Annotated in this window: 20 protein-coding genes; 5 read left to right on the top strand and 15 right to left on the bottom strand. The window is 69.7% G+C overall.

Annotated elements, in window-relative coordinates; all coding sequences use genetic code 11:
• Nucleotides 1-55: 55 nt before the first annotated feature.
• Entirely contained in the window at nt 56-1,072 is a 1,017-nt protein-coding gene (locus FKO37_RS27370) for a helix-turn-helix domain-containing protein (RefSeq protein ID WP_238606342.1), read from the bottom strand.
• A 151-nt stretch (nt 1,073-1,223) separates the two neighbouring features.
• On the opposite strand from FKO37_RS27370, the gene FKO37_RS27365 reads away from it, so the two are divergent.
• On the top strand, nt 1,224-1,880 hold the full coding sequence (locus FKO37_RS27365) for a cutinase family protein (RefSeq protein WP_238606341.1): 657 nt from the start codon (nt 1,224-1,226) through the stop codon (nt 1,878-1,880).
• Nucleotides 1,881-1,909: 29 nt separating this feature from the next.
• Entirely contained in the window at nt 1,910-2,329 is a 420-nt protein-coding gene (locus FKO37_RS27360) for a barstar family protein (protein WP_037806063.1), read from the top strand.
• An 87-nt stretch (nt 2,330-2,416) separates the two neighbouring features.
• Here FKO37_RS27360 and npdG read toward each other — a convergent pair whose 3' ends face one another.
• From npdG to FKO37_RS27335, 5 genes are all read right to left on the bottom strand, one after another.
• Entirely contained in the window at nt 2,417-3,133 is a 717-nt protein-coding gene (gene npdG / locus FKO37_RS27355; protein ID WP_134728367.1) for an NADPH-dependent F420 reductase, read from the bottom strand.
• A gap of 29 nt (nt 3,134-3,162) precedes the next feature.
• On the bottom strand, nt 3,163-4,572 hold the full coding sequence (locus FKO37_RS27350) for an NAD-dependent succinate-semialdehyde dehydrogenase (RefSeq protein ID WP_238606340.1): 1,410 nt from the start codon (nt 4,570-4,572) through the stop codon (nt 3,163-3,165).
• An 88-nt stretch (nt 4,573-4,660) separates the two neighbouring features.
• On the bottom strand, nt 4,661-5,392 hold the full coding sequence (locus tag FKO37_RS27345) for a transglutaminase family protein (RefSeq protein WP_037806057.1): 732 nt from the start codon (nt 5,390-5,392) through the stop codon (nt 4,661-4,663).
• A gap of 14 nt (nt 5,393-5,406) precedes the next feature.
• The gene (locus FKO37_RS27340; RefSeq protein ID WP_037806055.1) at nt 5,407-6,468 is read right to left on the bottom strand and encodes a TIGR03619 family F420-dependent LLM class oxidoreductase; all 1,062 of its coding nucleotides are present in this window, start codon (nt 6,466-6,468) and stop codon (nt 5,407-5,409) included.
• A complete protein-coding gene (locus FKO37_RS27335; protein WP_037806054.1) occupies nt 6,465-7,295 on the bottom strand; it encodes a GntR family transcriptional regulator in 831 nt (276 codons plus the stop codon). The genes FKO37_RS27340 and FKO37_RS27335 overlap by 4 nt, the downstream gene beginning before the upstream one ends.
• A gap of 171 nt (nt 7,296-7,466) precedes the next feature.
• On the opposite strand from FKO37_RS27335, the gene FKO37_RS27330 reads away from it, so the two are divergent.
• From FKO37_RS27330 to FKO37_RS27320, 3 genes are all read left to right on the top strand, one after another.
• The gene (locus FKO37_RS27330) at nt 7,467-7,778 is read left to right on the top strand and encodes a putative quinol monooxygenase (protein ID WP_037806051.1); all 312 of its coding nucleotides are present in this window, start codon (nt 7,467-7,469) and stop codon (nt 7,776-7,778) included.
• A gap of 49 nt (nt 7,779-7,827) precedes the next feature.
• Nucleotides 7,828-9,174: an MFS transporter gene (locus FKO37_RS27325; protein ID WP_134728370.1), complete on the top strand. Its 1,347-nt coding sequence runs from the start codon at nt 7,828-7,830 to the stop codon at nt 9,172-9,174.
• Nucleotides 9,175-9,731: 557 nt separating this feature from the next.
• A complete protein-coding gene (locus tag FKO37_RS27320) occupies nt 9,732-10,187 on the top strand; it encodes an enoyl-CoA hydratase/isomerase family protein (RefSeq protein WP_134728371.1) in 456 nt (151 codons plus the stop codon).
• A gap of 55 nt (nt 10,188-10,242) precedes the next feature.
• Here the strand turns inward: FKO37_RS27320 and groL are convergent, their stop codons facing one another.
• The 9 genes from groL to FKO37_RS27275 all read right to left on the bottom strand — a co-directional run bounded on the left by groL (nt 10,243) and on the right by FKO37_RS27275 (nt 21,032).
• Nucleotides 10,243-11,889, bottom strand: coding sequence for a chaperonin GroEL (groL, locus tag FKO37_RS27315; protein ID WP_037806046.1), 1,647 nt, complete (start codon nt 11,887-11,889; stop codon nt 10,243-10,245).
• A gap of 27 nt (nt 11,890-11,916) precedes the next feature.
• Nucleotides 11,917-12,942, bottom strand: coding sequence for an NAD(P)-dependent alcohol dehydrogenase (locus tag FKO37_RS27310; RefSeq protein ID WP_037806045.1), 1,026 nt, complete (start codon nt 12,940-12,942; stop codon nt 11,917-11,919).
• Nucleotides 12,939-13,670: an iron-sulfur cluster assembly protein gene (locus FKO37_RS27305; RefSeq protein ID WP_037806043.1), complete on the bottom strand. Its 732-nt coding sequence runs from the start codon at nt 13,668-13,670 to the stop codon at nt 12,939-12,941. The genes FKO37_RS27310 and FKO37_RS27305 overlap by 4 nt, the downstream gene beginning before the upstream one ends.
• Nucleotides 13,667-14,668 carry an amidohydrolase family protein gene (locus FKO37_RS27300; protein WP_134728372.1) on the bottom strand — a complete coding sequence of 334 codons (1,002 nt, stop codon included), beginning with the start codon at nt 14,666-14,668 and terminating at the stop codon, nt 13,667-13,669. Before FKO37_RS27300 ends, FKO37_RS27305 begins: the two co-directional genes overlap by 4 nt.
• An 87-nt stretch (nt 14,669-14,755) precedes the next feature.
• Nucleotides 14,756-15,094: a propane 2-monooxygenase effector subunit MimD gene (gene mimD, locus FKO37_RS27295; RefSeq protein WP_081685137.1), complete on the bottom strand. Its 339-nt coding sequence runs from the start codon at nt 15,092-15,094 to the stop codon at nt 14,756-14,758.
• 5 nt (nt 15,095-15,099) lie between these two features.
• Entirely contained in the window at nt 15,100-16,203 is a 1,104-nt protein-coding gene (locus FKO37_RS27290; protein WP_134728373.1) for an aromatic/alkene monooxygenase hydroxylase subunit beta, read from the bottom strand.
• Between the two features lie 13 nt (nt 16,204-16,216).
• The gene (locus FKO37_RS27285) at nt 16,217-17,260 is read right to left on the bottom strand and encodes an FAD-binding oxidoreductase (protein WP_238606339.1); all 1,044 of its coding nucleotides are present in this window, start codon (nt 17,258-17,260) and stop codon (nt 16,217-16,219) included.
• A gap of 60 nt (nt 17,261-17,320) precedes the next feature.
• Entirely contained in the window at nt 17,321-18,958 is a 1,638-nt protein-coding gene (locus FKO37_RS27280; protein ID WP_037806035.1) for a methane monooxygenase, read from the bottom strand.
• Between the two features lie 298 nt (nt 18,959-19,256).
• Nucleotides 19,257-21,032: a sigma-54-dependent Fis family transcriptional regulator gene (locus tag FKO37_RS27275; RefSeq protein WP_238606338.1), complete on the bottom strand. Its 1,776-nt coding sequence runs from the start codon at nt 21,030-21,032 to the stop codon at nt 19,257-19,259.
• Nucleotides 21,033-21,280: the final 248 nt, after the last annotated feature.

Raw genomic sequence — 21,280 nt, 5'->3', positions numbered from 1 at the left:
GCGACGGAGCGGCGCCCGCGGTCTCCCGGGCCTGGTCTTCTTTCCGCGCGGCTGGTCACCCGGCCGGCCGGAGCTTGCGCGCCCGCAGCGAAATCTCGAGGCCGAACCGCTCCTCCGGATCGTGGAGCCGGTCGCCGAAGAGCGTGGTCAGGGTCCGCAGGCGGTTCCTGACCGTCTGCGGGTGCACGCCCAGGATCCCGGCGATCTCCGGGGCGCTGCCGCTCGTGGTGAGAAAGGCGAGCAAGGTCTCCGCCGCCCGCTCCCGTGCCGTGCGCGTGAGGACTTCGAGCGGCGCGAGGCTGCTCGTTTCCAGCGCCGAGCGCAGGACATCGTCGGCGAGCAGCCAGTGTGTGGTGAGGTGGTCGTCCCAGCGCACGGCGCGTGTGTCCGGGAGTACGCCGCGGCGAAGCAGGCTCAGGGTGCGGCGAGCCCAGCGCAACGACCTGGCGGTGTCCTCCGGGACGACCTCAGGTCCGATCGCGGCGCGGACCCCGAAGTCCGGCACGGGCGCCGCGGCGGGCAAGGCCGCCCACGGTTCCGGCCCACACAAGTCGCACAGCACCCCGTCCGCGATTCGCGGTTCACCGACGTCGAGGGCCACCGCGACGACGGTGTCCGGGAGCCGCCAGCCCGCCTGCCGGGCAAGCTCGTCGAGCGCCGCCGGCCGAGACTTGCCGAGTTCGGCGAGCAGCCGGGCGCGGGCACGCCCGCGATCGCCCGCGACGGCGGCACGCGCGCCTTCGGAGGCCAGCCGCGCGATGGCGTCGACCCCGGCCAGCAAGCGTTCGACGGCTCCGGCGAAGTCCGCCGAACGGACAAGCACCGGCAGCGCTCGGCGGGCGCCCGCGGTGAGCGCGCGATGCAGCCGGTCGAGATCGCCCGTTGCCCGCAGCTCTGCGGCGCCGAGCGCACGGAATGCCCCGGCACCCAACGGGGCCGCGCCGGTCGGCGTGCAGCCCAGGACGAACGCGAGGAACCGCGTCGCACCGCGGTCGAGCAGCCGCGCGGACTCCGGCAGCCGCCAGCGGACCTCGTCCAGCACTGCCTGCGCGGCCGGCTCCTCGGTGAGCATGTCCGGATCGTCGCCGCCGGGATCGACCGGAAGCGTCGTCGAAACTACGTATTTTTGCGCGCCTGCGCAGAATCGCCGATGCGGGCCGGGCGGCGCCGCCGCCAGACTCCGTGCGTTCGCACCGTCGCGATCTTGAGAAAAGGTGATCCGGATGCGCTTTGCCCGTCCCGCCGGCCTGTTCGCAGCCCTCCTCGCGAGCACCGGCCTCCCGGTCCTCGCCAGTCCCCCGGCCGGAGCCGCCGCCTGCACCGACGTAGACGTCGTCGTCGCGCGGGGCACCGGCGAACCCGGCACTCTCGGGGTGATCGTCGGCGGCCCGGTCTTCGCCGCCTTGCGAGCCAGCCTTCCCGGGAAGTCCGTGAGCTCCTACGCCGTCGCGTATCCGGCCAGCCTGCAGCCAGATTCCGCTTCGCGGGGAAACCAGGACCTCGTCGACCACGTCACCAGCCAGGCCGCCGCGTGCGGGAACCAGCGGTTCGTGCTCGTCGGCTATTCGCAGGGCGCGAACGTCGTGGCGAACTCCGTGGGCATCAGCAGCGACGGGGCCCTCGTCGGCGGCCCCATCGTCGCGACCCTCCCGCCGGAGGTCGCGCCCCGGGTGGCCGCGCTGCTGACCTTCGGACCGCCGATCGCCAAGCTCGGCAAGCACATCACCGGCGAATACCAGGACCGGACCGAGGAATTCTGCGCGGCCGGGGACCCGATCTGCCGCCCGGACGGGACGAACATCCTCGCCCACCTCAGCTACTCCCTCAAGGCGGGCGAGGCTGCGGCGTTCGCCGCCGCCAGGGTCGACGACGGCCAGTAAGTCCGGTCGGATCGTGACATGCTGGCACCATGACCAGCCGTGGCGACGACCTTCCCGTGTTGGTCATCGACGGAGCCAACTTCTCCGACTTCGCCGGATTCACCCGCGAGTTCTCTCGCCTCCTCGACAACTACACCTGGCACGGGAATCTCGACGCCTTCAACGACGTACTCCGAGGCGGCTTCGGCACGCCCGAGAGCGGTTGGATCCTGCGATGGCTCAACTCGAATGCGTCTCGTGTCGCACTCGGTTACGACGCGGCGATCGAGCGGCTGAACCAGCTCCTCCTCACCTGCCATCCATCGAACCGTTCGACCATCGCGGCCCGGATCGCCGCGGCAGAGCGTCGCGAGGGCCCGACGCTGTTCGACGAGATCGTCGGCATCATCCGCGCGCATGGCCCCGGCGGTGACGAATCCGAGGACGGCATCTTCCTGGAGCTGGCCTGACAGCTAGCCGGATCGCGCCGTGGTCAACTCTGGCCGCACTTTCTGTCCAACGTCGTGCGGATCGTCGGCAACGCGCACCGGCTGGGATCACGCGGGGCGACCGAGACTCGCGTCCGTCGATGCGACCGGCAGTCCGGTGAGCCGGATTCCGGCGTGCGTCTTGTAGCGCCGGTTGACGCCGACCAACAACGCGGTGATCCGTTCGCAAACACCGCTCAGGTCCAAGGGACCGCAGTCGACCGCGCGCAATCCGCGGATGCTTTCGATGAGGCCAGCGGCGACCGCCTTGTCGGCGCTCCGGTCGCCGCAGATCAAGACGTCCTCGTCGAGGCGCTGTCGGAGATCCTGCAGGGTAGCGGCGCTGACCGTCTGCATCGCGGAGACAACCGAAACGCCGGTTGGAAGCAGGTCTTGGGCCTGTTCGGCAGCTGAGCCCGCCCACGGCGTGATGGGCCGAAGGCCTCTGCGCCCTGCCACCATCGGCGCGGTCGTGTCGATCAGCAGCTGCCCCGGTCGGATGACCTTGGCGAGGGACCGCAGTGTCTCGACGTGGGCGCTGAACGGGACCGCGATGACGACGACCGGCGCTCCGTCGATCATCACGGCGTTCTCACCGCCGGATGCTCGTGGCAGCTGCGCGGCAACGGCTTGCGCGGCGTCCGCGCGGCGGGAACCGATGCGGACCTCGACACCGGCGTGCGCCCACCGCGTCGCGAGTCCGAGCCCGAGCGCCCCGGTGCCGCCGACGATGGCGACGCGCTGGGGCGGCCCGTCGAGCCGTGACGCGACCTGAGGGGATGTCATGGGAGCTCCTTCGATCTCGGACTGGTGGTTCATTCGCTGAGCGGGTGGTCCTGGCCGTTCCGCGCGGGTCCGACCCAGACGCTCTTGACGTTGGTGAACTGCCGGATCCCGAAGACACCCAGTTCACGCCCGTAGCCGCTGCGCTTGATGCCGCCGAAGGGCAGACGCGGGTCGGACGCGACGATGCCGTTGACGAACACCGCGCCTGCGGCGATTTGGGGCACGAGGAGGTCCGCGCAGTCGAGGTCGGACGTCCACAGGGCCGCACCGAGACCGAACTCGGTGGCGTTGGCGATCGCGACGGCGTCGGACGCGTCCTTCGCCCGGACGACCGCGGCGACCGGTCCGAAGGTCTCTTCGGCCGCGACGGCCATCTCGGGGGTGACGTTGTCGAGGACGGCAGGCCGGAAATAGAAGCCCCGTCCCTCCGGCGCGGTGCCGCCGGTGACGAGCCTGGCACCCGCCGAGACGCTGCGGCGCACCTGGTCGAGCAGGTCCGCGCGGATGTTCTCCCTGGCCAGCGGGCCGACCCGCACGTCGCGGTCGAAGGGGTCGCCGACGGTCAGCGCGGCGACGCCCGCGGCGAACGCCTCGGTGAACTCCTCGGCGACGGCGTCCTCGACGATGAAGCGCTTGCCCGAGATGCAGCTCTGTCCGGAATTGAGCGTCCGCGCTGTGACGGCGGCGGCCGCGGCGGCAGGGATGTCAGCGTCCGCCAGGACGATGAACGGGTCGGACCCGCCGAGTTCGAGCACCTGCGGTTTGAGGTGCGCGGCGGCCATCGCCGCGACCTGCGCGCCGACTTCGGTCGAGCCGGTGAGGGTCAGGGCGTGGACGCGGTCGTCGGCGACCAGGCCCGGCACGGCGTCCGGACCGGCCAGCAGCGTGGTGAAGAGCCCGGCCGGGCAACCGGCTCGCTCCCAGATCTCGGCGATCGCGAGAGCGCAGCGCGGGACGTTCGACGCGTGCTTCAGCACCGCGCCGTTGCCCGCCAGCAGTGCGGGCGGCGCGAACCGGAACACCTGCCACAGCGGGAAGTTCCACGGCATCACAGCGAGCACCAGGCCCAGCGGCTCGTAGGCGATGTGGCTGCGCGCGGCGGCGGTCTCGACCGGCTCGCGGGCGAGCATCGCCGGGCCGTGCTCGGCGTAGTACTCGCAGCACCAAGCGGACTTCTCCACCTCGGCTTCCGCCTCGGCGATGGGCTTGCCCATTTCCTCGGTGATCAGCGTGGCGAGCCGGTCCCGGTCGGCGCGCAGGACGGCCGCGGCTCGGCGCAGGTGCTCGGCGCGGACCTCGATCGGAGCGGACCGCCACCGGGCGGCCGCGCCGGTTGCCCGGGCGAGGGCCGCCTCGATCTGGTCCGGGGTGTGCGGGTCGAAGCGACCCAGGACCTCTTCGGTCGCGGGGTTGACGGAGGTGATCTGGCGAACGGACATCGCGGGTGTCCTTCTCGATTCGGCGCGCGAGCGCGGCGGGATCGGGGTGGCACGGCCTGGACGCCGCGCCACCCCGGGTGGGGGAAGATCAGGCGACGGCCTGACGGCTGACGAGTTCGGGGTCCGGCCCGCTCCACAGCACGTCGTCGGCGGCGACGCGCTCGTGCGCGGCGGTCGACTCGAGCGCGTCGAGCACCTCGCGGGCCACGCGCAGGTACCAGTCCGCGACCTCGGCGGGGTAGTCGGCGTAGCTGCCGTTCTCCCGCAGGACCGGGCCCTCGACGGTGGGGATGTCGGTACGGCCGTCGTAGTCGACCGCGTACGGCTTGCCGAGCTTGACGGCGGTGGGCGCGTCGATCGTGGCGTCGAGCTTGACCCACCGGCCGTCGACGAACGCCTCGCCGAGCGAGTGCCACGGCAGAGGACGTCCGACCGGCCCGCCCCACAGCACGCGGACCTCGGGCGAGAGGAACTCCATCTCTGGGGCGTCCAGTGCCTGGAAGGCGACGCGCGCCGGGATGCCGGCGGCGCGGGCCAGCGCGACGAACGAACTGGCCTTGCCCATGCAGAACGCGACGCCGTTCTCGAGGACGTCACTTGCTGCCGCCTGCCCCTTTGCGAGGTAACGGAACGAGGCGAGGATGTCGTAGGGCAAGTCGCGGACATGGTGGTAGATGCGGCCGAGACGCTCGACGTCGGTCGTGGCGCCTTCGGTGATCCGGCGCGCGGTCTCGACGACGGTCGGGTGGTCGGAGTCGATGTACTCGGTCGGTCGCAGGTACTCGGTCCCGGTCGTCCGGGCGGTCACGTCGGAGGTCATCGTGCGGCTCGCTTTCAGCGGGTGTGCGCGGAGGTCTGGGCGGTGCCGAGGTGCGGAAGGATCTGCTCGCCCACGACGTCGAGATAGCCGGAGCCGGCCACGTCCGGGACGGTGAACAGGAAGTGGCCGATCCCCGCGGCCTGGTACTCGCGGATCTGCTCGACGCAGGACTCGGCGGAGCCGGTGATGAGGCCGCTCTCCGGGATGGACTTGAACCGCGCGCGCAGCTGCTGCTGGACCGCGGGCGACTCGGTGGGGGCGAGCAGCGTCGTCACCGACAGCTCGAGGGTCGAGGGATCGCGATCGATCGCCTCGCACTCCCGGTCGAGCAATTCCCGGCGCTCAGCGCATTTTTCGGCGGGCCACCACCGGACGTTGACGCCGTTCGCGTGCCGGACGGCGATGCGGCTGACCCGCAGCCCCTCGCCGCCGATCCACAGCGGCGGATGCGGCTTCTGGACGGGCGGCGGGTCGCAGATCGCACCGTCGATCGTGTAGAAGCCGCCGCTGAACCGGGGGTTGGCCTCGGTCCAGACGCTGCGCATCACCTGCAGCGACTCGGCGAGCGCCGAGACGCGGTCACCGGTCGGCGGGAACGGGATCCCGTAGGCCTCGAACTCCTGCTGGAACCAGCCCGCTCCCAGCCCCAGGTCCACGCGCCCGCCCGAGATCACGTCGAGGGTCGCGGCCATCTTGGCGAGGACGGCGGGATGGCGGTACGAGTTGCACAGCACGCTGGTGCCCAGGCGCAGCGAAGTCGTGTCGCGCGACAACGCCGACAGCGCCGTCCAGCACTCCAGGAGCGGGATCGACGACGGACCCTGCGCCGCGGGCGCGGCACCGCTGACGTCGTCGGCGATCCCGGCATCGCGGACGTAGTCGTCGGGGCTGAGGGTCAGGAAGTGGTCGCAGAGCCACACAGAGTCGAACCCGTGGGACTCCGCCGCCCGCGCGACGCGGGTCATGTCCGGGTAGTTGCCCACGGACAGGCCGCGGATGGTGAGGGCGAGGATCAGCCCGACGTGCGGGCCGTCCCCGCCGGCGCGCCCCGGCGTGCCGGGATCGGCTTTCGTCATGGACCCAACCTTTCTGTTCTCTCGGTCATGCCGACCGTCCCGTTCGCGACGACGCGGGGAAGCGTCACCGCGAAGCCGTAGCGGTCCGGCCGGTAGTGGAAGACCACGACCTCCAGCGGGCGGTTGTCGTGGTCGAAGCTGACGCGGTCGAGGACGAGGACCGGTGCGCCCTCGTCGACGCCCAGCGCCGCCGCGACGTCCGCGGACGCGCCAGCGGCGTGGATCTCATGGCGGGCTTCCGCGATGCGCGTGCCCAGCCGCTGCTCCCACATCGTGTAGGTGGTCTCGGTGGCCGGTTCGGCCGAACGCAACGGCTCGGCGGCGTCGAGCACCCGGGTCGGGAGGTGGATCGTCACCAACGCCACGGGTTGCTCGCCGTCGCCGTAGCGGCGGCGGACAGTGAGCACCTCGCGCTCCCCCAGCGTCCGCGCGACATACGGCGGCGCGGGCTCGACTCCGAAGCTCAGCACCTCGATCTGCGGGGTGACACCGCGGTCGAGCAGGACCTCTGTGATCGTGCGAACCCCGGACGACAGCTCCTGGTCCAGCGGTTCGGACACGAACGTGCCCAGCCCTTGCCTGCGTACGACCCAGCCCTCCCGCTCGAGGGCGCCCACCGCGGCGCGGACGGTGATCCGGCTCAGACCGGACTCCGCGATCAGCTCTTTCTCGGTGGGCAGTCGTGCGCCCGGGGGCAATTGCTGCTTGACGATCGAGGCCTTGATCTGTTCGGCCAGTTGCGCCGTGGCCGAGGTGCGACCGCGCTGGATCCGCAGGTCGGCTTCCGTCAGGTCGAGGCGCGGTTCGGAGTTTTCGGAGGATGTCATAAGTCGTATTGAACCCGGCGGCGGCCACCCTCCGCGCCGCGACCTGCCGCCGGGACCAGGCACCGGGCAGGCGACCCGCGTCTCGACCTTGACTCCTTGCATAAGACGTTTTATAACGTATTACCCATAGGGACGCAAGAGGCGCCCCGACCGACCGACTGGAGAGACGCCATGGCCGACGAGAGCCCCGTGACCGTGATCGCCCGCTTCACCCCGACGTCCGAAGCCGCCGGCCGGCTGCGGGAACTGCTGGAGGGGATGGTGGCTCCGACCCGCGGCGAGGCGGGGTGCCGCTTCTACAACCTGTTCGCTGCCCAGGGGGACAATGCGGAGTTGGTTCTCCTCGAGTGCTACGAGGACTCGTCCGCGCTGGAGGCGCATCGCGCGTCAGCGCATTACAAGAACTACCGCGCCCAGCTTCCGGACTTGCTCGCGGCACCGCTCAGCGTCACCGTTCTCGCCCCGATCGACGCGCTCGACTGATCACCCGGACATCGAGTCTTCAGCTCAACGGAGAGCAAAGGAGAGCATTGTGTCCGACCTGGAGAGCGGCATACGCGATCGAGCCGTGACCCTGCGCAGGATCGACAAGGCCAGCCGCCGCGCGCTCGTGGCGTCCTGGCTCGGATGGACATTCGACGGGTTCGAGACGTACGCACTCGTCCTCGCGGGTTCGGCAGCCGTTACCAGCCTGGGGACCAGCGGCCAGCTCGAACGACTGCCCGCCTACGTCGGCGCGCTGGTGGCCGCGACCCTGCTGGGGTGGGCCCTGGGCGGGATCGCCGCCGGCTTCGCGGCCGACTACCTCGGCCGCCGCCGCACCCTGATGATCTCGATCCTCTGGTACGCGCTGTTCACCAGCCTGACCGCCTTCGCGCCCGGCTACTGGTGGCTGCTGGCTTTGCGCTTCGTCACCGGCATGGGCCTTGGCGCCGAGTGGGGCAGCGCGACGGCCCTCATCGGCGAACTGTGGCCCGACCGCTCCCGCGGACGGGCAGCCGCCGTGTTGCAATCCGGGTTCGGCGTCGGTGCCGTACTCGCGGCCCTGGCCTGGTTTCTCCTTCAGCCGGCGGGAAATCAGGCCTGGCGGTACCTGTTCCTCATCGGCGCCCTGCCCGCGCTCATCGTGCTTTACGTGCGCCGGGCCGTCCACGACCCGGAAATGTGGACAGAGATCCGCGAGCGCAGGCGCAACGCCAAGGCCACCGCTGCCGGCGGCGGACAGGTCAGCCCAGCGGACCGCGAGCTCCTGCGGTCTCCGTTCACGGCGGTGTTCAGCCAGCCGCACCTGCGTCGGCGCGCCCTGCGGCTCCTCCTGATCACCGTGGTGTCGGTCATCGGCCTCTACAGCGTGTCGGCCTGGATCCCGCAGTACACCGGCCAGCTCGCGAAGAACGCGGGACTGCCCGCCGGCGAGTGGGCCGCGAACGCGGGCCTGGTGTTCAATGCCGCGTCCGTGCCGGGGTACCTGCTGCTGGGCTACCTGGCCGACAAGTGGGGCCGCAAGCCCACGATGCTGGTCTATTACGCGGGTTCGGCGTTGATCCTCCCGATCTTCTTCTTCGCCGTTTCGACGCCCGGGGTTGCCCTCGCCGCCGCCGGCGTCGCCGGATTCTTCATCCTGGGCCAGTTCGCGTGGATGCCGATCTACCTGCCAGAACTGTTCCCCACGGCGGGACGGGCAACCGCGATCTCGACGGTGTTCAACTCCGCCCGGATCGCGGGCTCGCTCGTCACGCTCACCGCCGGCCTGCTCATCAGCCTGCTCGGCAGCATCTCGGCCGCGGCGACGACGATCGGAGTGACGTCCTACGCGATCGCACTCGGCCTGATCTGGTTCGTCGGACCGGAAACCAAGGGACAGCCTCTCCCCCGCTGAGCCCGCCGTTCGCGTGTGGGTCGCGAACCAGCGGTTCGCGACCCACACGCGTCGGCCAACGGGTTGAGCCGCGGAGGAACCTGGCGGGGTTCTCAGGCCGGTTCGTCGGCCGATGCGTCGCAGCCGAGTTCGAGGCTCTGCCGGAACAACGCGTGCTGGACGTTCGGGATCGCGTCGAGCATCGCGTCTTCGTTGGCTTCGCGGGGAACTTCTCCCCACCGCTCCGACCACGCGTACTCCCGCGAGCTCGTCCAGCACGCCGCCGTTCACGGACCCGGCACCGGAGAGTCGGCTCTCCGCTCGATTTCCCAGCCCGTTCCGGCCAAGGCCCGACGCGCCCGTTCGAGGCAGTCTCGATGCCGGGAGGGCGGCCGAGCTTCGGCACGCGCCCCGGGGTCGTCCGGAACACTGTCCTCGGGCATCAACCCGCCCCCTTTCCGAAGATCCAGGACGTCCACCACACCACATCCGCGACCCGGCGGACATCTCGTTCTGAGACAGGCTCCGGCCGCGGGCCGCCCTACGCTTCGGCGACATCGAATTCCCGGAGGCGGGCCATGCTGGAGCTGGAGTATCGGAACCGGACGGTCGTTCTGCGGTTGCGGAACGGAAAGACCGGGTTCCTCGACGACAGCTTTCCCGACACGCTCGCCGCGGCGCTGGTCTACATCGGACCGCGGCCGGTCGTGCTGACGGGAACCGGCCGCTGGTTCGCGCCCGATCTCGGGGCGGGCCAACGGCCGGACACCGCGCTGGCCGCCGTGCGCCGGCATCCGGCACCGGTCGTCGCCGCGCTGAACGGCGACGCGATCGGCTTCGGCTGCGCGCTTGCTGAAGCCGCTGATCTCCGCATCATGTCCGCGGGCGTCGTGCACCCGGCCGGCTGGCCGCGGCCGGTCGACGCGGCCGCCGCCGCACAGGCCGGGCTCGTCGACCTGCTGTGCTCGCCGGCCCGGCTGCTCGGTCTCGCCGTGCGCTTGGCCAACTGCACCGCTTCCGCCGCGGCGGCGTAATCGACGGTGCCGGGTCCGCCCCGAAGGAGCGGACCCGGCACCGGACCTCCGCGCCCTAGTAGATGTTGGACGGGCGGACCATGCCCTCGGCCAGGTCCCCGAATCCCGGCGCGATGATCGACCCCGGATTGACCACGACCTGCTCGACCACCGCCGTCTCCGTCGTGATCACCAGCGCCGCGATGGACGCCGCGCTCTCCAGGGCCGAACGGGTCACCTTGAGCGGGTCGATCACGCCCGCGGCGAACAGATCGCAGTACTCGCCGGCCAGCGCGTCGAATCCGTTGCCGGTGCCCAGTCCCGCGACGCGTTCCCGGACTTCGGCGCCCTCGTACCCGGCGTTCTCGGCGATCCAGTGCAACGGCTCGCCGAGCGCCCGCAGCACGATGTCGCGGCCGTGCGCCGCGTCGCCGGTCAGGTCCAGGTCCACCTGCTGCGCAGCTTGCGCGAGCGCCGCACCGCCGCCCGCGACCACGCCTTCCTCCAGTGCGGCCCGAGCCGCGGCGAGCGAGTCCTCGACGCGCAGCATCCGCTCCTTGAGTTCGACGCTCGTCGCGGCCCCGACCCGCACCAGGGCGATCCGGCCCGACAACCGCGCGATCCGGAGCCGCAGGCTGTCCTGGTCGTGCTCGATCCGGGCGCGTTCCAGCTGCTTCTCCAGCTGGCTGATCCGGGCGCGCACCACGTCCTCGGCCCCGGCGCCGCCGAGGATGGTCGTCGAGTCCTCGGTGATCGTGATGTGCGCGCAGCGGCCAAGGTCCCGTTCGGTGACCTCGGCCAGCGTCACCCCGGAGTCGTCGCTGACGACCCGGCCGCCGAGCGCCGCGGCCAGGTCTTCCAGTTCCGCGATCCGCCGGTGCCCGAACCCGGGCGCGCGGACGACGGCCGCCGCGAACGTGCCGTGCACGTTGCCGCTGACGATCAGCTGCAGCGCCGGGCCGTCGACGTTCTCCGCCAGCACCACCAGCGGCCGGTCCGCCCGGCGCGCCGCCTCGACCGTCGGCATCAGGTCCTGCACCTGGCTGATTTTCTTGTTGGTCAACAGGATGACCGGCTCGGCGAAACTGACTTCCATCCGGTCCCGGTCGGTGACCATGTACGGCGACGTGTAGCCGTGGTCGAACTCGATCCCGTCGGCGAGCTCCACGCTCAGCCCGGGCTGCTCGGACTCCTCGATCTCCACGACGCCCGTCCGGCCGACCGCGGCGAGCGCCTGGGCGATCACCCGCCCGATGCGCTCGTCGTCGCTGGCCGCCAGCGTCGCGATCCGCTCCAGTTCGGTTTCGCCGGACACCGCGACCGCCGATTTCCGCAGGTGCTCCACGACCGCGTCGACGGTCTCCTCGATCCCCCGCCGCACCCGCATCGGATTCGCGCCGCCGCTCAGCGCGGCCAGGCCCTCGCGCACCATCGCCTGCGCCAGCACGGTGGCGGTCGTCGTCCCGTCGCCCACCGCGCCGTTGGTCTTCATCGCGACTTCCTTGACCAGCTGGGCGCCCATGTTCGCGAACGGCTCGCCCAGCTGGATCTCCCGGGCGATGGTCACCCCGTCGTTGGTGATCGTCGGCGGTCCGGTCAGCTTCTCCAGCACCGCGTTGCGCCCCTTCGGGCCCAGCGTCGCCTTCACCGCGTCGGCCAGGGTGTTGACCCCGAGCTCGAGCTGGCGCCGCGCGTCGACGCCGAACCTCAGCTCCTTCGCCATGATGGTCTCCGTCCTTTCCTTGCGGTTTCAGGGAATGAGGATCGCGCGGCCGCGGACCCGGCCGGCGCTGAGATCGTCGATCGCCTGCTGGAAGTCGTCCAGCCGGTACCGCGCCGTGTGCAGCTTCACGCTGCCCTGCGCGGCCAGCACCATCAGGTCCTGCAGGTCGGTGTACGAGCCGACGAGATTGCCGACGAAGTTGATCTCGGTGGAAATGATGTCGATCGTGGGCACGTCGATGTTCTCGCCGTAGCCGACGACGTAGTAGCTTCCCGCGCGTCGCAGCATCCGCACGCCTTCGGCGGTCGCGCCGCCCTCGCCGACGAAGTCCACCACCGCTTCCGCGCCGTGGCCGCCGGTCAGGTCCAGCACCGCGTCCACTTGGGACCCGTCGGCGACGATCGTGACGTCCGCGCCGATTTCCTTGGCCAGCTCCAGGGCGGCCGGGTTGCGGTCGAGCACGACGAGCGTCGCCGCGCTCATCGCTTTCAGGCACTGGATGCCGATGTGGCCGAGCCCGCCGGCGCCGATGATCACGCAGACGTCGCCGGGTCGCAGCTGTCGCGCCGCCTTCGCGGCCGCGTGCTGGGCGGTGAGCCCGGCGTCGGCGAGCGCGGCCACGTCGGCGGGTTCGAGACTGTCCGCCAGTTTCACGCACGACCGCGCGGACGTGCGGAGGTATTCCGCGTACCCGCCGTTCGTGTCGATCCCGGGGAAAGCCGACTGCTCGCAGTGCACGTCGTCGCCGAGCCGGCAGGCGCGGCACAACCCGCAGGTGATCAGCGGGTGGAGGATCACCTTGTCCCCCACCGCAACATTGGTGACCGCGTCGCCGACGGCGTGCACCCAGCCGGCGTTCTCGTGCCCGATCGTGTAAGGCAGCGCGACGCCGGACTTCTCCGCCCACTGGCCTTCCAGGATGTGCAGGTCGGTCCGGCAGACGCCGGCCGCGCCCACCTTGACCACCACGTCGAGCGGACCGGCGGCTTTCGGCTCCTCGACCTCGCGCAGTTCGAGATTCCGGTGGTATCCGGTGACTTGGACGGCTTTCACGATCGGCTCCTCGAAGTGACGACGACCGGGGCGGTCCCCTCGGGATCCGCGTACCGGGTGGCGAGCAGGCCGCGGCAGAAATGCGCGTTGCCCTCGATGGAAATACGGGTCGCGGCGGCCAGCCGCAGCCACAGCGCGGTGTCCTGCTTCCCTATGGGAGCGGCGGTGTGGTCCACGACCACCCGCGCGTGCGCGTCGGTCGGCAGCCCGATCGCTTCCCGCCGGCGCAGCAGCGCGATTTTCAACCGGTCCTCCGGCAGGTCGAGCAACTCCAGCAGCGGCAGCTCTTCGATCATCCACGCGCCGCCGGCCAGCACGGCGCGGCAGCATCGTTCGACCGCGGCGAGGTGTGCTTTCCGCTGGAACGTGCGGCGGAGTTCGTCGAGGCTCTGCTCCGCCTCGACGCCGAACGTGCCGACGTATCCGGCGCGGGCCGCAACGCCGGCGTTGATCTTCGCCGAGTCGTGGTGGTCGTCCAGCACCACCCGAATCCGGCCCGCGTCGGGCAGCGCCGCCAGCGCGTCGTAGGCGTCCGAGACCATCAGGTACGCGAAATTCGGCGCGCAGAACGAGGTCGGCAGCCGCAGGTGCACTTCAACGCCCGCGTCGTCGATCGTCACTGAGCGGACGAAGCCGAGTTCGGTCACCGGCTGGTCCAGCTCGGGATCGAACACGGTCGCCAGCGCCGACAGGACCATCTCGTCCAGGGAAAGGGCGGCGGTGGTCATCGCGCACCGGCCTCCGCGGGCAGGCGCAGCTGCCGCGGCACCTCCAGGTCGTACAGCGCGGCCGCGTTCAGCCCCAGGATCTTTTTCTTCTGTGCCACGGTGATCTGCGGGTACTCGGGCAAGTCGGCCGGGATCTGGAAGTCTACGAACTTCTCCACCAGCCACTGCGGAGTCCAGAGCGCGTAGTCGCTGCCGAAGAGGATCCGGTCCTCGCCGATCCAGTAGAGCAGTTCCCCGATGATCTGCGCGAAATACTTCGGGCGGGCGTGGATGAACGGCATCGCCACCGCCAGCCCGCCGTACACATTGGACTCCTGGGTGGCGATCCAGCAGAAGTCCTCCAGCCGCGGCAGGCCGACGTGCTCGACGATGAAATTCAGGTCGAGGTAGTCGGTGGCCACGTGGTCGATGTCGGCCACGTCGAACGCGTCCCGGTCCAGCGGCCGGATCGTCGGTCCCTTGTGGACGTGGATGTTCTTGATGCCCAGCTTCAGGCACTCTTCGAGGTAGCGCCGCGACCACGGGTCGTCCAGCCGGTAGCCGCGGGAATCGCCGTGCCACTCGGCGGTGTAGAGCTTCACGCCCTTGAGCCGCATCTCCTCGGCGTCGCGGCGGAGCTGCTCCAGGCCGGCCTCGCCGTCGCGCGGGTCGTAGGCGTGGTTGTAGGTCAGCTTGCCGGGGTGCTGGCGCACCAAGTCGAGGCATTCGCCGGTCTGGCCGAAGTTGTTCCGGTAGAAGTCCCGCAGCAGCGTGGCCTGAAAGATCGCGTGGTCGACGTGGCCGTCTCCGAACACGTCTTTCACGAACCGCTCGGTGCCGTAATAGGTGTAGGTGTCGTAGTCCCAGGTCACCTCTTCCGGGCTGAGGTTGCGGTGGTAGTCGTAGAAGCAGTCGATGAACTGCTTCCCGTGCACGTTCTTGATGTTCGACTCCCGCGCGTCCCAGATGTGGACATGCCCGTCGACGACGTAGTACTGCTCGCCATCCTTTTCGTACATCGGAGATCCTCGCCCTTCGTTCGTGCGTTGCGGTGGGAACGCGGCGGCGGGCGGCTCGGCCCGCCGCCGCGCGGTTCGGGTCCGGGCTCAGCTCTGGGCCAGCAGGTCGAAACCGATGTACTCGGCGGCGTCCTCCGGGTTGGCGAAGAGCAGGGTGCGGTCGTCCAGGTGCACCATCCGGCCGTAGTGGGTGGAGCTGATCTCCTCGAAGACCGAGCCGTCGAACTCCTGGCCGAGCGCGTCGGTCAGCTCGGCGTAGTCGAACTCGAGCAGCCGGGTCCCGTCCACGCGGATCATCGACGGGTACTCGACGAGCTCGACCCCGTCCTTGCTGCCCATCACGTCCGCCACGACCCGGCCGACTGGGGTGTTCATCAGGGTCACACCGCACATGTTCGAGATTTCGGTCTGCGCACCGAACTGCATGTCGCTCACTTCTCCAGCTCCTTCGGAACGTCGAGCCCGATCTCCTCGAGGAGCTGGGCGAACTTCTCCTTGCTCGCGGCGAGCGAATCGGCGAACGTGCGGGTTTTCTCCGCCGGCTGCGACCAGATCGGCTGCAGTGCCTCGGCCGCGGCCAGGCACCTCGGAACCCAGGTCGAGAGCCACTCGCCGAACAGCTCCTTGTTGGCGGCGCCGTGTTCGCCGTCGCGGGCGAGCAGCTGGAACAGCGCCCGGGTGTAGGCGAGGTCGCGGCTGTAGTCGTATTCGCCGGTGCCGACCAGCGTCGGCGTCACGTAGTCGCCGTTCGCGGCCGAGATCTGCATGACCAGCTCGGACCGGAACAGCTGGCCGACGAGCTGTTCGAACACGACGTTGGTGGCGAACAGCAGTTCCGCCCAGTCGCCGACCGCGGTCAGCTCCTCCACCGCGCGGCGGGTGGGCTGCCATTCCTCCGCCGACTGCCAGACCGCCCGGTGGGTTTCGCCGTCGAAGGTGTCCAGCGAGTCGGACAAGTCGAGGTTGAACAGCGCGAGGTCCTGGGCGAAGCGCATCTTGTGCGCGGCCGTGACCGCCACCGCGGTATTGATCATGTTGGTCGGGCCGGAGCGCTGGATCGAGGTGAACACGTGCAGCGCCATGCCGTTCTCGGCGTGCATCCACGCGCCGAGGTTGCGCGCGACGAAGGTCTGCCAGGCCGGCTTCCAGTGGCTGTAGGCTCCGGCGCGCTTGGCGTTCTCCAGGCTCAGCGCGACCTGGCGCACGACCGCGGAGTTGTTGCGGTAGAGCGTCTGCTCCCACTCCTGGTTCGGGTCGAGGAACGCGTGCCAGTTCGAGGACTTCGCCCGCGTCCACTCGTGCGGGTAACCGCCCGGGCCGTCGCCGAAGCCGTAGATCCAGCCCTGGCTCAGGTGCCGGTCCGGGTCCGGCTGCACGTCGACGGTGACGTCCTCGTACACCGTCGCGCGGAGCTTGGCGGGCGTGAAGTAGTTGTAGCTGCGGCTCTTCGAGCTGGGGAATTCGAGCGCCCCGGCTTCGGAGTCGGTGAACTCCACTTTCGGGAAGCTGCGTGTCGCGGTCGGACTGCTCGCCATCTGCTTTCTCCTCTTACTGGTCGTCACTGACCGAGGTCGTGAACTTGTCGTAGAACACCTGGTCGTCCGGAACGCCTTGCCGGGACGCGAGATCGAGTGCGGCGTCGACCATCGGCGGCGGCCCGCACAGGTACACCTCGCTGCGGTGCAGCTCGGGCTCCGCGGCCTCGACGACTTCGGTGACCAGACCCGGTTCGGCGACCACCCCGAGGTCCGCGCTGCCGTCCGCCGATTCCGACAGCGCCACGACGAACCCGAAGTCCGCCAGCCGGCCGCCCAATGCCCGGATCTCGTCCAGGTAGAACAGATCCGCGGCGGTCCGGGCGCCGTAGTAGAACCGGATCCGCCGGGAGTCGCCGGTTTCGGCGAGGTGCCGCAGCAGGCTGAGCACGGGCGCCATTCCCGCACCGCCCGCCAGCAGCACCAGCGGCAGCACGTGGCCCTTCTTCAACGTGAAGTTCCCGTACGGTCCGCGCAGCCGCAGGGCGTCCCCGACCGCGAGGCCGTTCTCCAGCAGCGCGGAGAACCGGCCGCCCGGGTACTTCTTGATGAGGAATTCCAGCTGCCCGGTCGTCGCGGGCGTGGTCGCCATGGAGAACGACCGGCGCTCCTCGGTGCCCGGGATGGTCAGCTCGGCGTACTGGCCCGCCTTGAATTCGAGCGGGCTCGCGGTGGCGAGCCGGAGGCCGACGATGTCGTGCGTGTGCGGCACGATCTCGGCGACCTCGGCGGTGATCTCCTGCAGCGGAGCCGAATTCAGCAGCTCGTCCTCGTCGAAGTTGAGCAGCTCGATCGTGCAGTCGCTGTAGGCGTGCGCCCGGCACAGCAGCAGGTAGCCCTCCTCGACCTCCGCGTCGTTGCACGCGAACGTCGAATACCGCTCCATCTGCAGGTCGCCTTCGAGCACATAGGACTTGCAGGCCGAGCACTGGCCTTCGCGGCAGCCGTGCATGAGGTGGACGCCCTGGCGGAACGCGGCGTCCAGAATCTTCTCGTCCTCGGTGACCTCGATCTCGACACCGACCGGTTCGAAGGAGATGCGGTGCTTGTCGCCCATGGGTTTCTCGATTCTTCCGGCGGGGTCCCGCGGCCGGTCCGGCCGCGGGACCCGGGCTCGTCAGGCGACGGTGACGTTCGGGTTGGCGCGGTAGGCGGCGGCCCACTGCTCCCGCTCGGCGTCGGTCATCTCGTTGAGCGTCACGTTCGGGCTCGCGAACCGGATGCCCTTGAGGTCGTCGAGGGTCCAGAGCTTCTTGGCGTCGTCGAGGTCCAGGTGCGGCTGCGGGATCAGCGTCTTCCCGTCGTCGCGGACGTAGCCGAGGTCGCGGACGATGTCGGCGAGATCGCGGTCGTGGTGCAGCGTTTCCCACTCGCGGTGCCCGGTCAGCCTGCCCATGTTCGGCGTCGGGCGGCCCTCGTACTCCGGCCGGAACGCGACCTTGTCGGTCCAGGCGCAGGTCTCCGAGCAGTAGGTGCGCCACTGGTCGTCGACCTTGTCCACCACCAGGTCCTCGCGGACCAGGCACGGGACCATGCAGGTCCAGCAGCGGTGCGGGTACTCGTAGCCGACGTCCTCGAACGCGATCGGCTTGTTCCGGCCCGGGTAGCGCAGCCGGTTGTAGGCCTCCCACCACTTGCCGAACTGGTCGTACCAGCCCGGGTACTTGTCCTCGAACCACTCGAAGTCGGCGTCGGTCATGCCGTCGATGCGCCAGTAGTTCACCGGCCAGCCGGTGGCGAAGAACTGCGCGACGCGGTGCACGTAGTGCTTGTTCGTGATCCGGTTCCACGCTTCCTCGACGAGGTCGTGCGGGATCACCAGGCCGTACTTTTCGAGCGGCAGCAGGTAGCTGCGGTAGTAGTCGTCGTAGATCCAGCGCCGCCACATCTCGGCGTAGGACTCGCGGTCCTTGCGGCGGTCCTTGGTGCCGTACTCGATGAACGTGCCGATCGCGGCGTCGACCACGCAGTGGTTGTTCCACCACGCGTACCGCAGGTCCCGCTCGAGCAGCGGCCGGTTGCGCTCGTCGGCCAGCGCCATCAGCAGGATCGAGTAGCCGTTGCTGATGTGCCGCGACTCGTCGGACTGCACCGAGTGGAACACCGTCGGCAGCAGGTAGTCGCCGTTGGCCGCCGCCTCGTCCGGCATCGCGACGAACAGCGTGTTGGTGAACGCGGTTTCGGCGACCACGGTCAGGTAGATGTTCGCCGCGGTGATCGCGTCGCCGGTGATGAAGCCTTCGCCGAACTGGCGGCCGATGGTGCCCGCGTAGTTGTTCGCGAACGCCTTCTCGGTGATGTCGAACCCGGCCGGGTCGATGTAGTTGTTCATGTAGAGCTTTTTGAGGTTCATCTGGATCGTCGAGTGCCGTACCTCGTCGATCATCTGCACCGCGAGCCCGTTGTGGATCTCCGGGTTCGGCACCGCGTCGATCGCCATCGGCATCGCCCGGGCCGCGGAGATCTCCGGGAACGGGATGATGCTCAGGAACAGCTTCTGCCATTCCAGCCAGCGCTGCTGCACCTGCCGGAACATGTTCCCGCGGATGGCGCCGTCCATCGCGCCGAAGACGCGGTTGTCCTTTTCCTCTTCCATCGGGAAGTAAGACCGCATGATCTGCTTCAGCGGGTCCTTCTTCGGTGCCTTTTCGAACGTGTAGTCCGTCCCGAACCGGGTCGCCGGCGTGGCGAACGTCGGTTCCCACGACAACTCGGTGATCTTGCTGTGCGCCTTGGTAAGGCTCTGCCTGCTCACTGGGGCCTCCTGGAACCGGCGGGCGGTCCGCCGCTGTCCGTCTGACCGGCAGAGTGTGTGCCGGGAAACTCCGGTGTTCTATCTCAATCTGAGATCCGGTCCCCGGATACGAAAAACCCACCCTCGCTCACCTTGCGAGGGCGGGTTCGGAAAAGCCCGGAATCAGCGGGCGACAGCCAATTTCGTGTTCACGATTCGCGGCGTTTGGCGCGATTTCCGACCAACGGTTGACGGGGCCTCGATTTGACGCCGACGAAGGTCATCAGGAATTTCTCTTGCCTGCGAACGGCGACCGGGTTCAGCCCGCTTCGTCGACGATGCCGAAGGCGCGGATTTTGCGGTAAATGGTCGCGCGCGACATGCCGAGGTCGCTGGCCGCGCGTTCTTTGCTGCCGCGGTTCGCGGCGAGGCTGCGGACGATCGCGTCGCGTTCGATGGTCTCCAGCTTGGTGAGCCGGCGCCGCGTGAACGTGCGGCATTCGGCGGGCAGATCGGCGACGTCGAGCACGCCGCCGTGCACGCGGTGCGCCGCGGCGGTGAGCACCCGGTCGAGCTGGCGCACGTTGCCGGGCCAGGGCAGTCGCATCAACTGCCGGACGCAGGCGTCCGATGCGGACAGCGACCGGCTGCCCGCCCGCACCGCCAGCAGATGCGGCACCAGCCGTTGCACGTCCTCGATGCGGTGGCGCAGCGGCGGGACCTCGATCTTCCGCGCGAAGAACGCCATCACCGCGCCCTGGATGCCGGGATCGGCAGGTTCGCTGCCGACGGTGGCCACCACCCAGGCGGGCGCGTGCTGTGCCGGGTCGTTCTGCCACGCGGTGAACAGTTCGGCCAGCGCGGGCAACGCGGTGTCGCCGAGTGCGTCCAGATGCTGCAAGACGACGACCGGCGGATCACTGCAGGCCGCTTCTTCGGCGAGCGCGGGCACCCACTCTTCGCTGGCGTCCACTGAAGTGCAGTCGACCATCACCTGCCTGCGTCCGTGGCGCAGCGCAACGGCGCGGGCGATGGCTGTCTTCCCCACCCCAGGTTCCCCGCTCAGCGCCAGCCACTGCCCGCCGCGCAGGCTCGCGTCCGCGGCCGCGCTCGCCTGCCGCCACGCCGGGCTCGAGCCGGCGAGGCCGGGCAACTGCAGCTCGGAGCGGACAAAGGTGCGTCGCGAGGCGGTCTGGTTCTTGACCCGGAAGATGCCGCCGGCAAGCGCGTCGCCGCTGAAGACGGGCCGGTACTCAAGACGCGCGCTGACGCCCGACGGCAGATCGGCCAGCACCGTCGCGGGTTTGGCCGAGCCGGCGAGATCCGTGGCGTGCGTGATCAGCGCTGAACGATCGGTGACGTCGTAGCGTTCCTCGGCGTGGCTGTTGACCATGACGACGTCGGGGTTCACCGCCAGAACCGCGCCCGATCCGCGTCGGCAGGCCGCCAGGTACTCCCGGAACAGAGCCAGTTCGCGCGTGCCGGTGCTGGCGAGCATCGCTTCTTCGATCCGCTTCGCGGTCGTGCGCGCCAGCGTCAGCAGGAGCGGGCCGGACGCTTCGGCCCACGACGTGAGGTCGAGAACCCCGGCCAGATGTCCGCGAACCGGATGCACGATCGGCGCCCCGGCGCACTCGAAGCCGGTCAGCTCGCCGTTGAAGTGCTCGAACCCGGACACCAGGACCGATTTCTGGCATTCGAGCGCGGTGCCGATGCCGTTGGTGCCGACCGACTCCTCGGCGTAGCTGTAGCCCGGGGCGAGCGAGATCTGGTCGAGCCCCGCGGTGAGCGCGCGATCGGTGCTGAGCCGGTCGACGACCAGGCCGTTCGCGTCGGTCAGCAGGATCGCGGTCGGATGGCCGGCGAGTTCTTCGGACAGATTCGCCAGCACCGGGGCCGCACTGTGCGCGAGCAGGCTCTCCTCGTCGCGATCGGACACGTAAAGCGGCTCCGGCCGCTCGAAGTCGACCCGGTTCTCGAGCGCACGCCGCCACGACGCGGTGATCACGTCGCGCACCCCCGACACCTCGGGCGACCCGCGGGAGAGGAACAGTTCCCGCAGGTCGCGCATGGTCTCGTTGCCTCCAGCCGCCACCACCGTCTCCTTTGACGTCCAGTGCCCCGGGCCCCTGCCAGCTCCCGGGGGAACCATCGTGCACTCGTGGCGCGCGTCACTTTGTCTCATAGTGAGACAAGGCGGTACTCGGTCACAAGGCAACCTGCCTGAGGCCGTCGCGGATCATCCCGGCGAAGCGGGGGAACTGCCCACTGCGAGTCCTCCAATGCCGGATGGGAGGTGGCCGTGCCCGACCACGTGTTTCACCTGCCCCGCTGGCAGTCCGG

It is taken from the genome of Amycolatopsis sp. Poz14, assembly GCF_006704225.1.
In the GTDB taxonomy this organism is placed as follows: domain Bacteria; phylum Actinomycetota; class Actinomycetes; order Mycobacteriales; family Pseudonocardiaceae; genus Amycolatopsis; species Amycolatopsis nivea.
This window is presented reverse-complemented; position numbering and strand designations above follow the sequence as displayed.

Coding starts and splice junctions, on each gene's coding strand:
- FKO37_RS27370 (WP_238606342.1), bottom strand. CDS start 1,072: ATGCTCACCGAGGAGCCGGCCGCGCAGGCAGTGCTGGACGAGGTCCGC.
- FKO37_RS27365 (WP_238606341.1), top strand. CDS start 1,224: ATGCGCTTTGCCCGTCCCGCCGGCCTGTTCGCAGCCCTCCTCGCGAGC.
- FKO37_RS27360 (WP_037806063.1), top strand. CDS start 1,910: ATGACCAGCCGTGGCGACGACCTTCCCGTGTTGGTCATCGACGGAGCC.
- npdG (WP_134728367.1), bottom strand. CDS start 3,133: ATGACATCCCCTCAGGTCGCGTCACGGCTCGACGGGCCGCCCCAGCGC.
- FKO37_RS27350 (WP_238606340.1), bottom strand. CDS start 4,572: ATGTCCGTTCGCCAGATCACCTCCGTCAACCCCGCGACCGAAGAGGTC.
- FKO37_RS27345 (WP_037806057.1), bottom strand. CDS start 5,392: ATGACCTCCGACGTGACCGCCCGGACGACCGGGACCGAGTACCTGCGA.
- FKO37_RS27340 (WP_037806055.1), bottom strand. CDS start 6,468: ATGACGAAAGCCGATCCCGGCACGCCGGGGCGCGCCGGCGGGGACGGC.
- FKO37_RS27335 (WP_037806054.1), bottom strand. CDS start 7,295: ATGACATCCTCCGAAAACTCCGAACCGCGCCTCGACCTGACGGAAGCC.
- FKO37_RS27330 (WP_037806051.1), top strand. CDS start 7,467: ATGGCCGACGAGAGCCCCGTGACCGTGATCGCCCGCTTCACCCCGACG.
- FKO37_RS27320 (WP_134728371.1), top strand. CDS start 9,732: ATGCTGGAGCTGGAGTATCGGAACCGGACGGTCGTTCTGCGGTTGCGG.
- groL (WP_037806046.1), bottom strand. CDS start 11,889: ATGGCGAAGGAGCTGAGGTTCGGCGTCGACGCGCGGCGCCAGCTCGAG.
- FKO37_RS27305 (WP_037806043.1), bottom strand. CDS start 13,670: ATGACCACCGCCGCCCTTTCCCTGGACGAGATGGTCCTGTCGGCGCTG.
- FKO37_RS27300 (WP_134728372.1), bottom strand. CDS start 14,668: ATGTACGAAAAGGATGGCGAGCAGTACTACGTCGTCGACGGGCATGTC.
- mimD (WP_081685137.1), bottom strand. CDS start 15,094: ATGCAGTTCGGTGCGCAGACCGAAATCTCGAACATGTGCGGTGTGACC.
- FKO37_RS27290 (WP_134728373.1), bottom strand. CDS start 16,203: ATGGCGAGCAGTCCGACCGCGACACGCAGCTTCCCGAAAGTGGAGTTC.
- FKO37_RS27285 (WP_238606339.1), bottom strand. CDS start 17,260: ATGGGCGACAAGCACCGCATCTCCTTCGAACCGGTCGGTGTCGAGATC.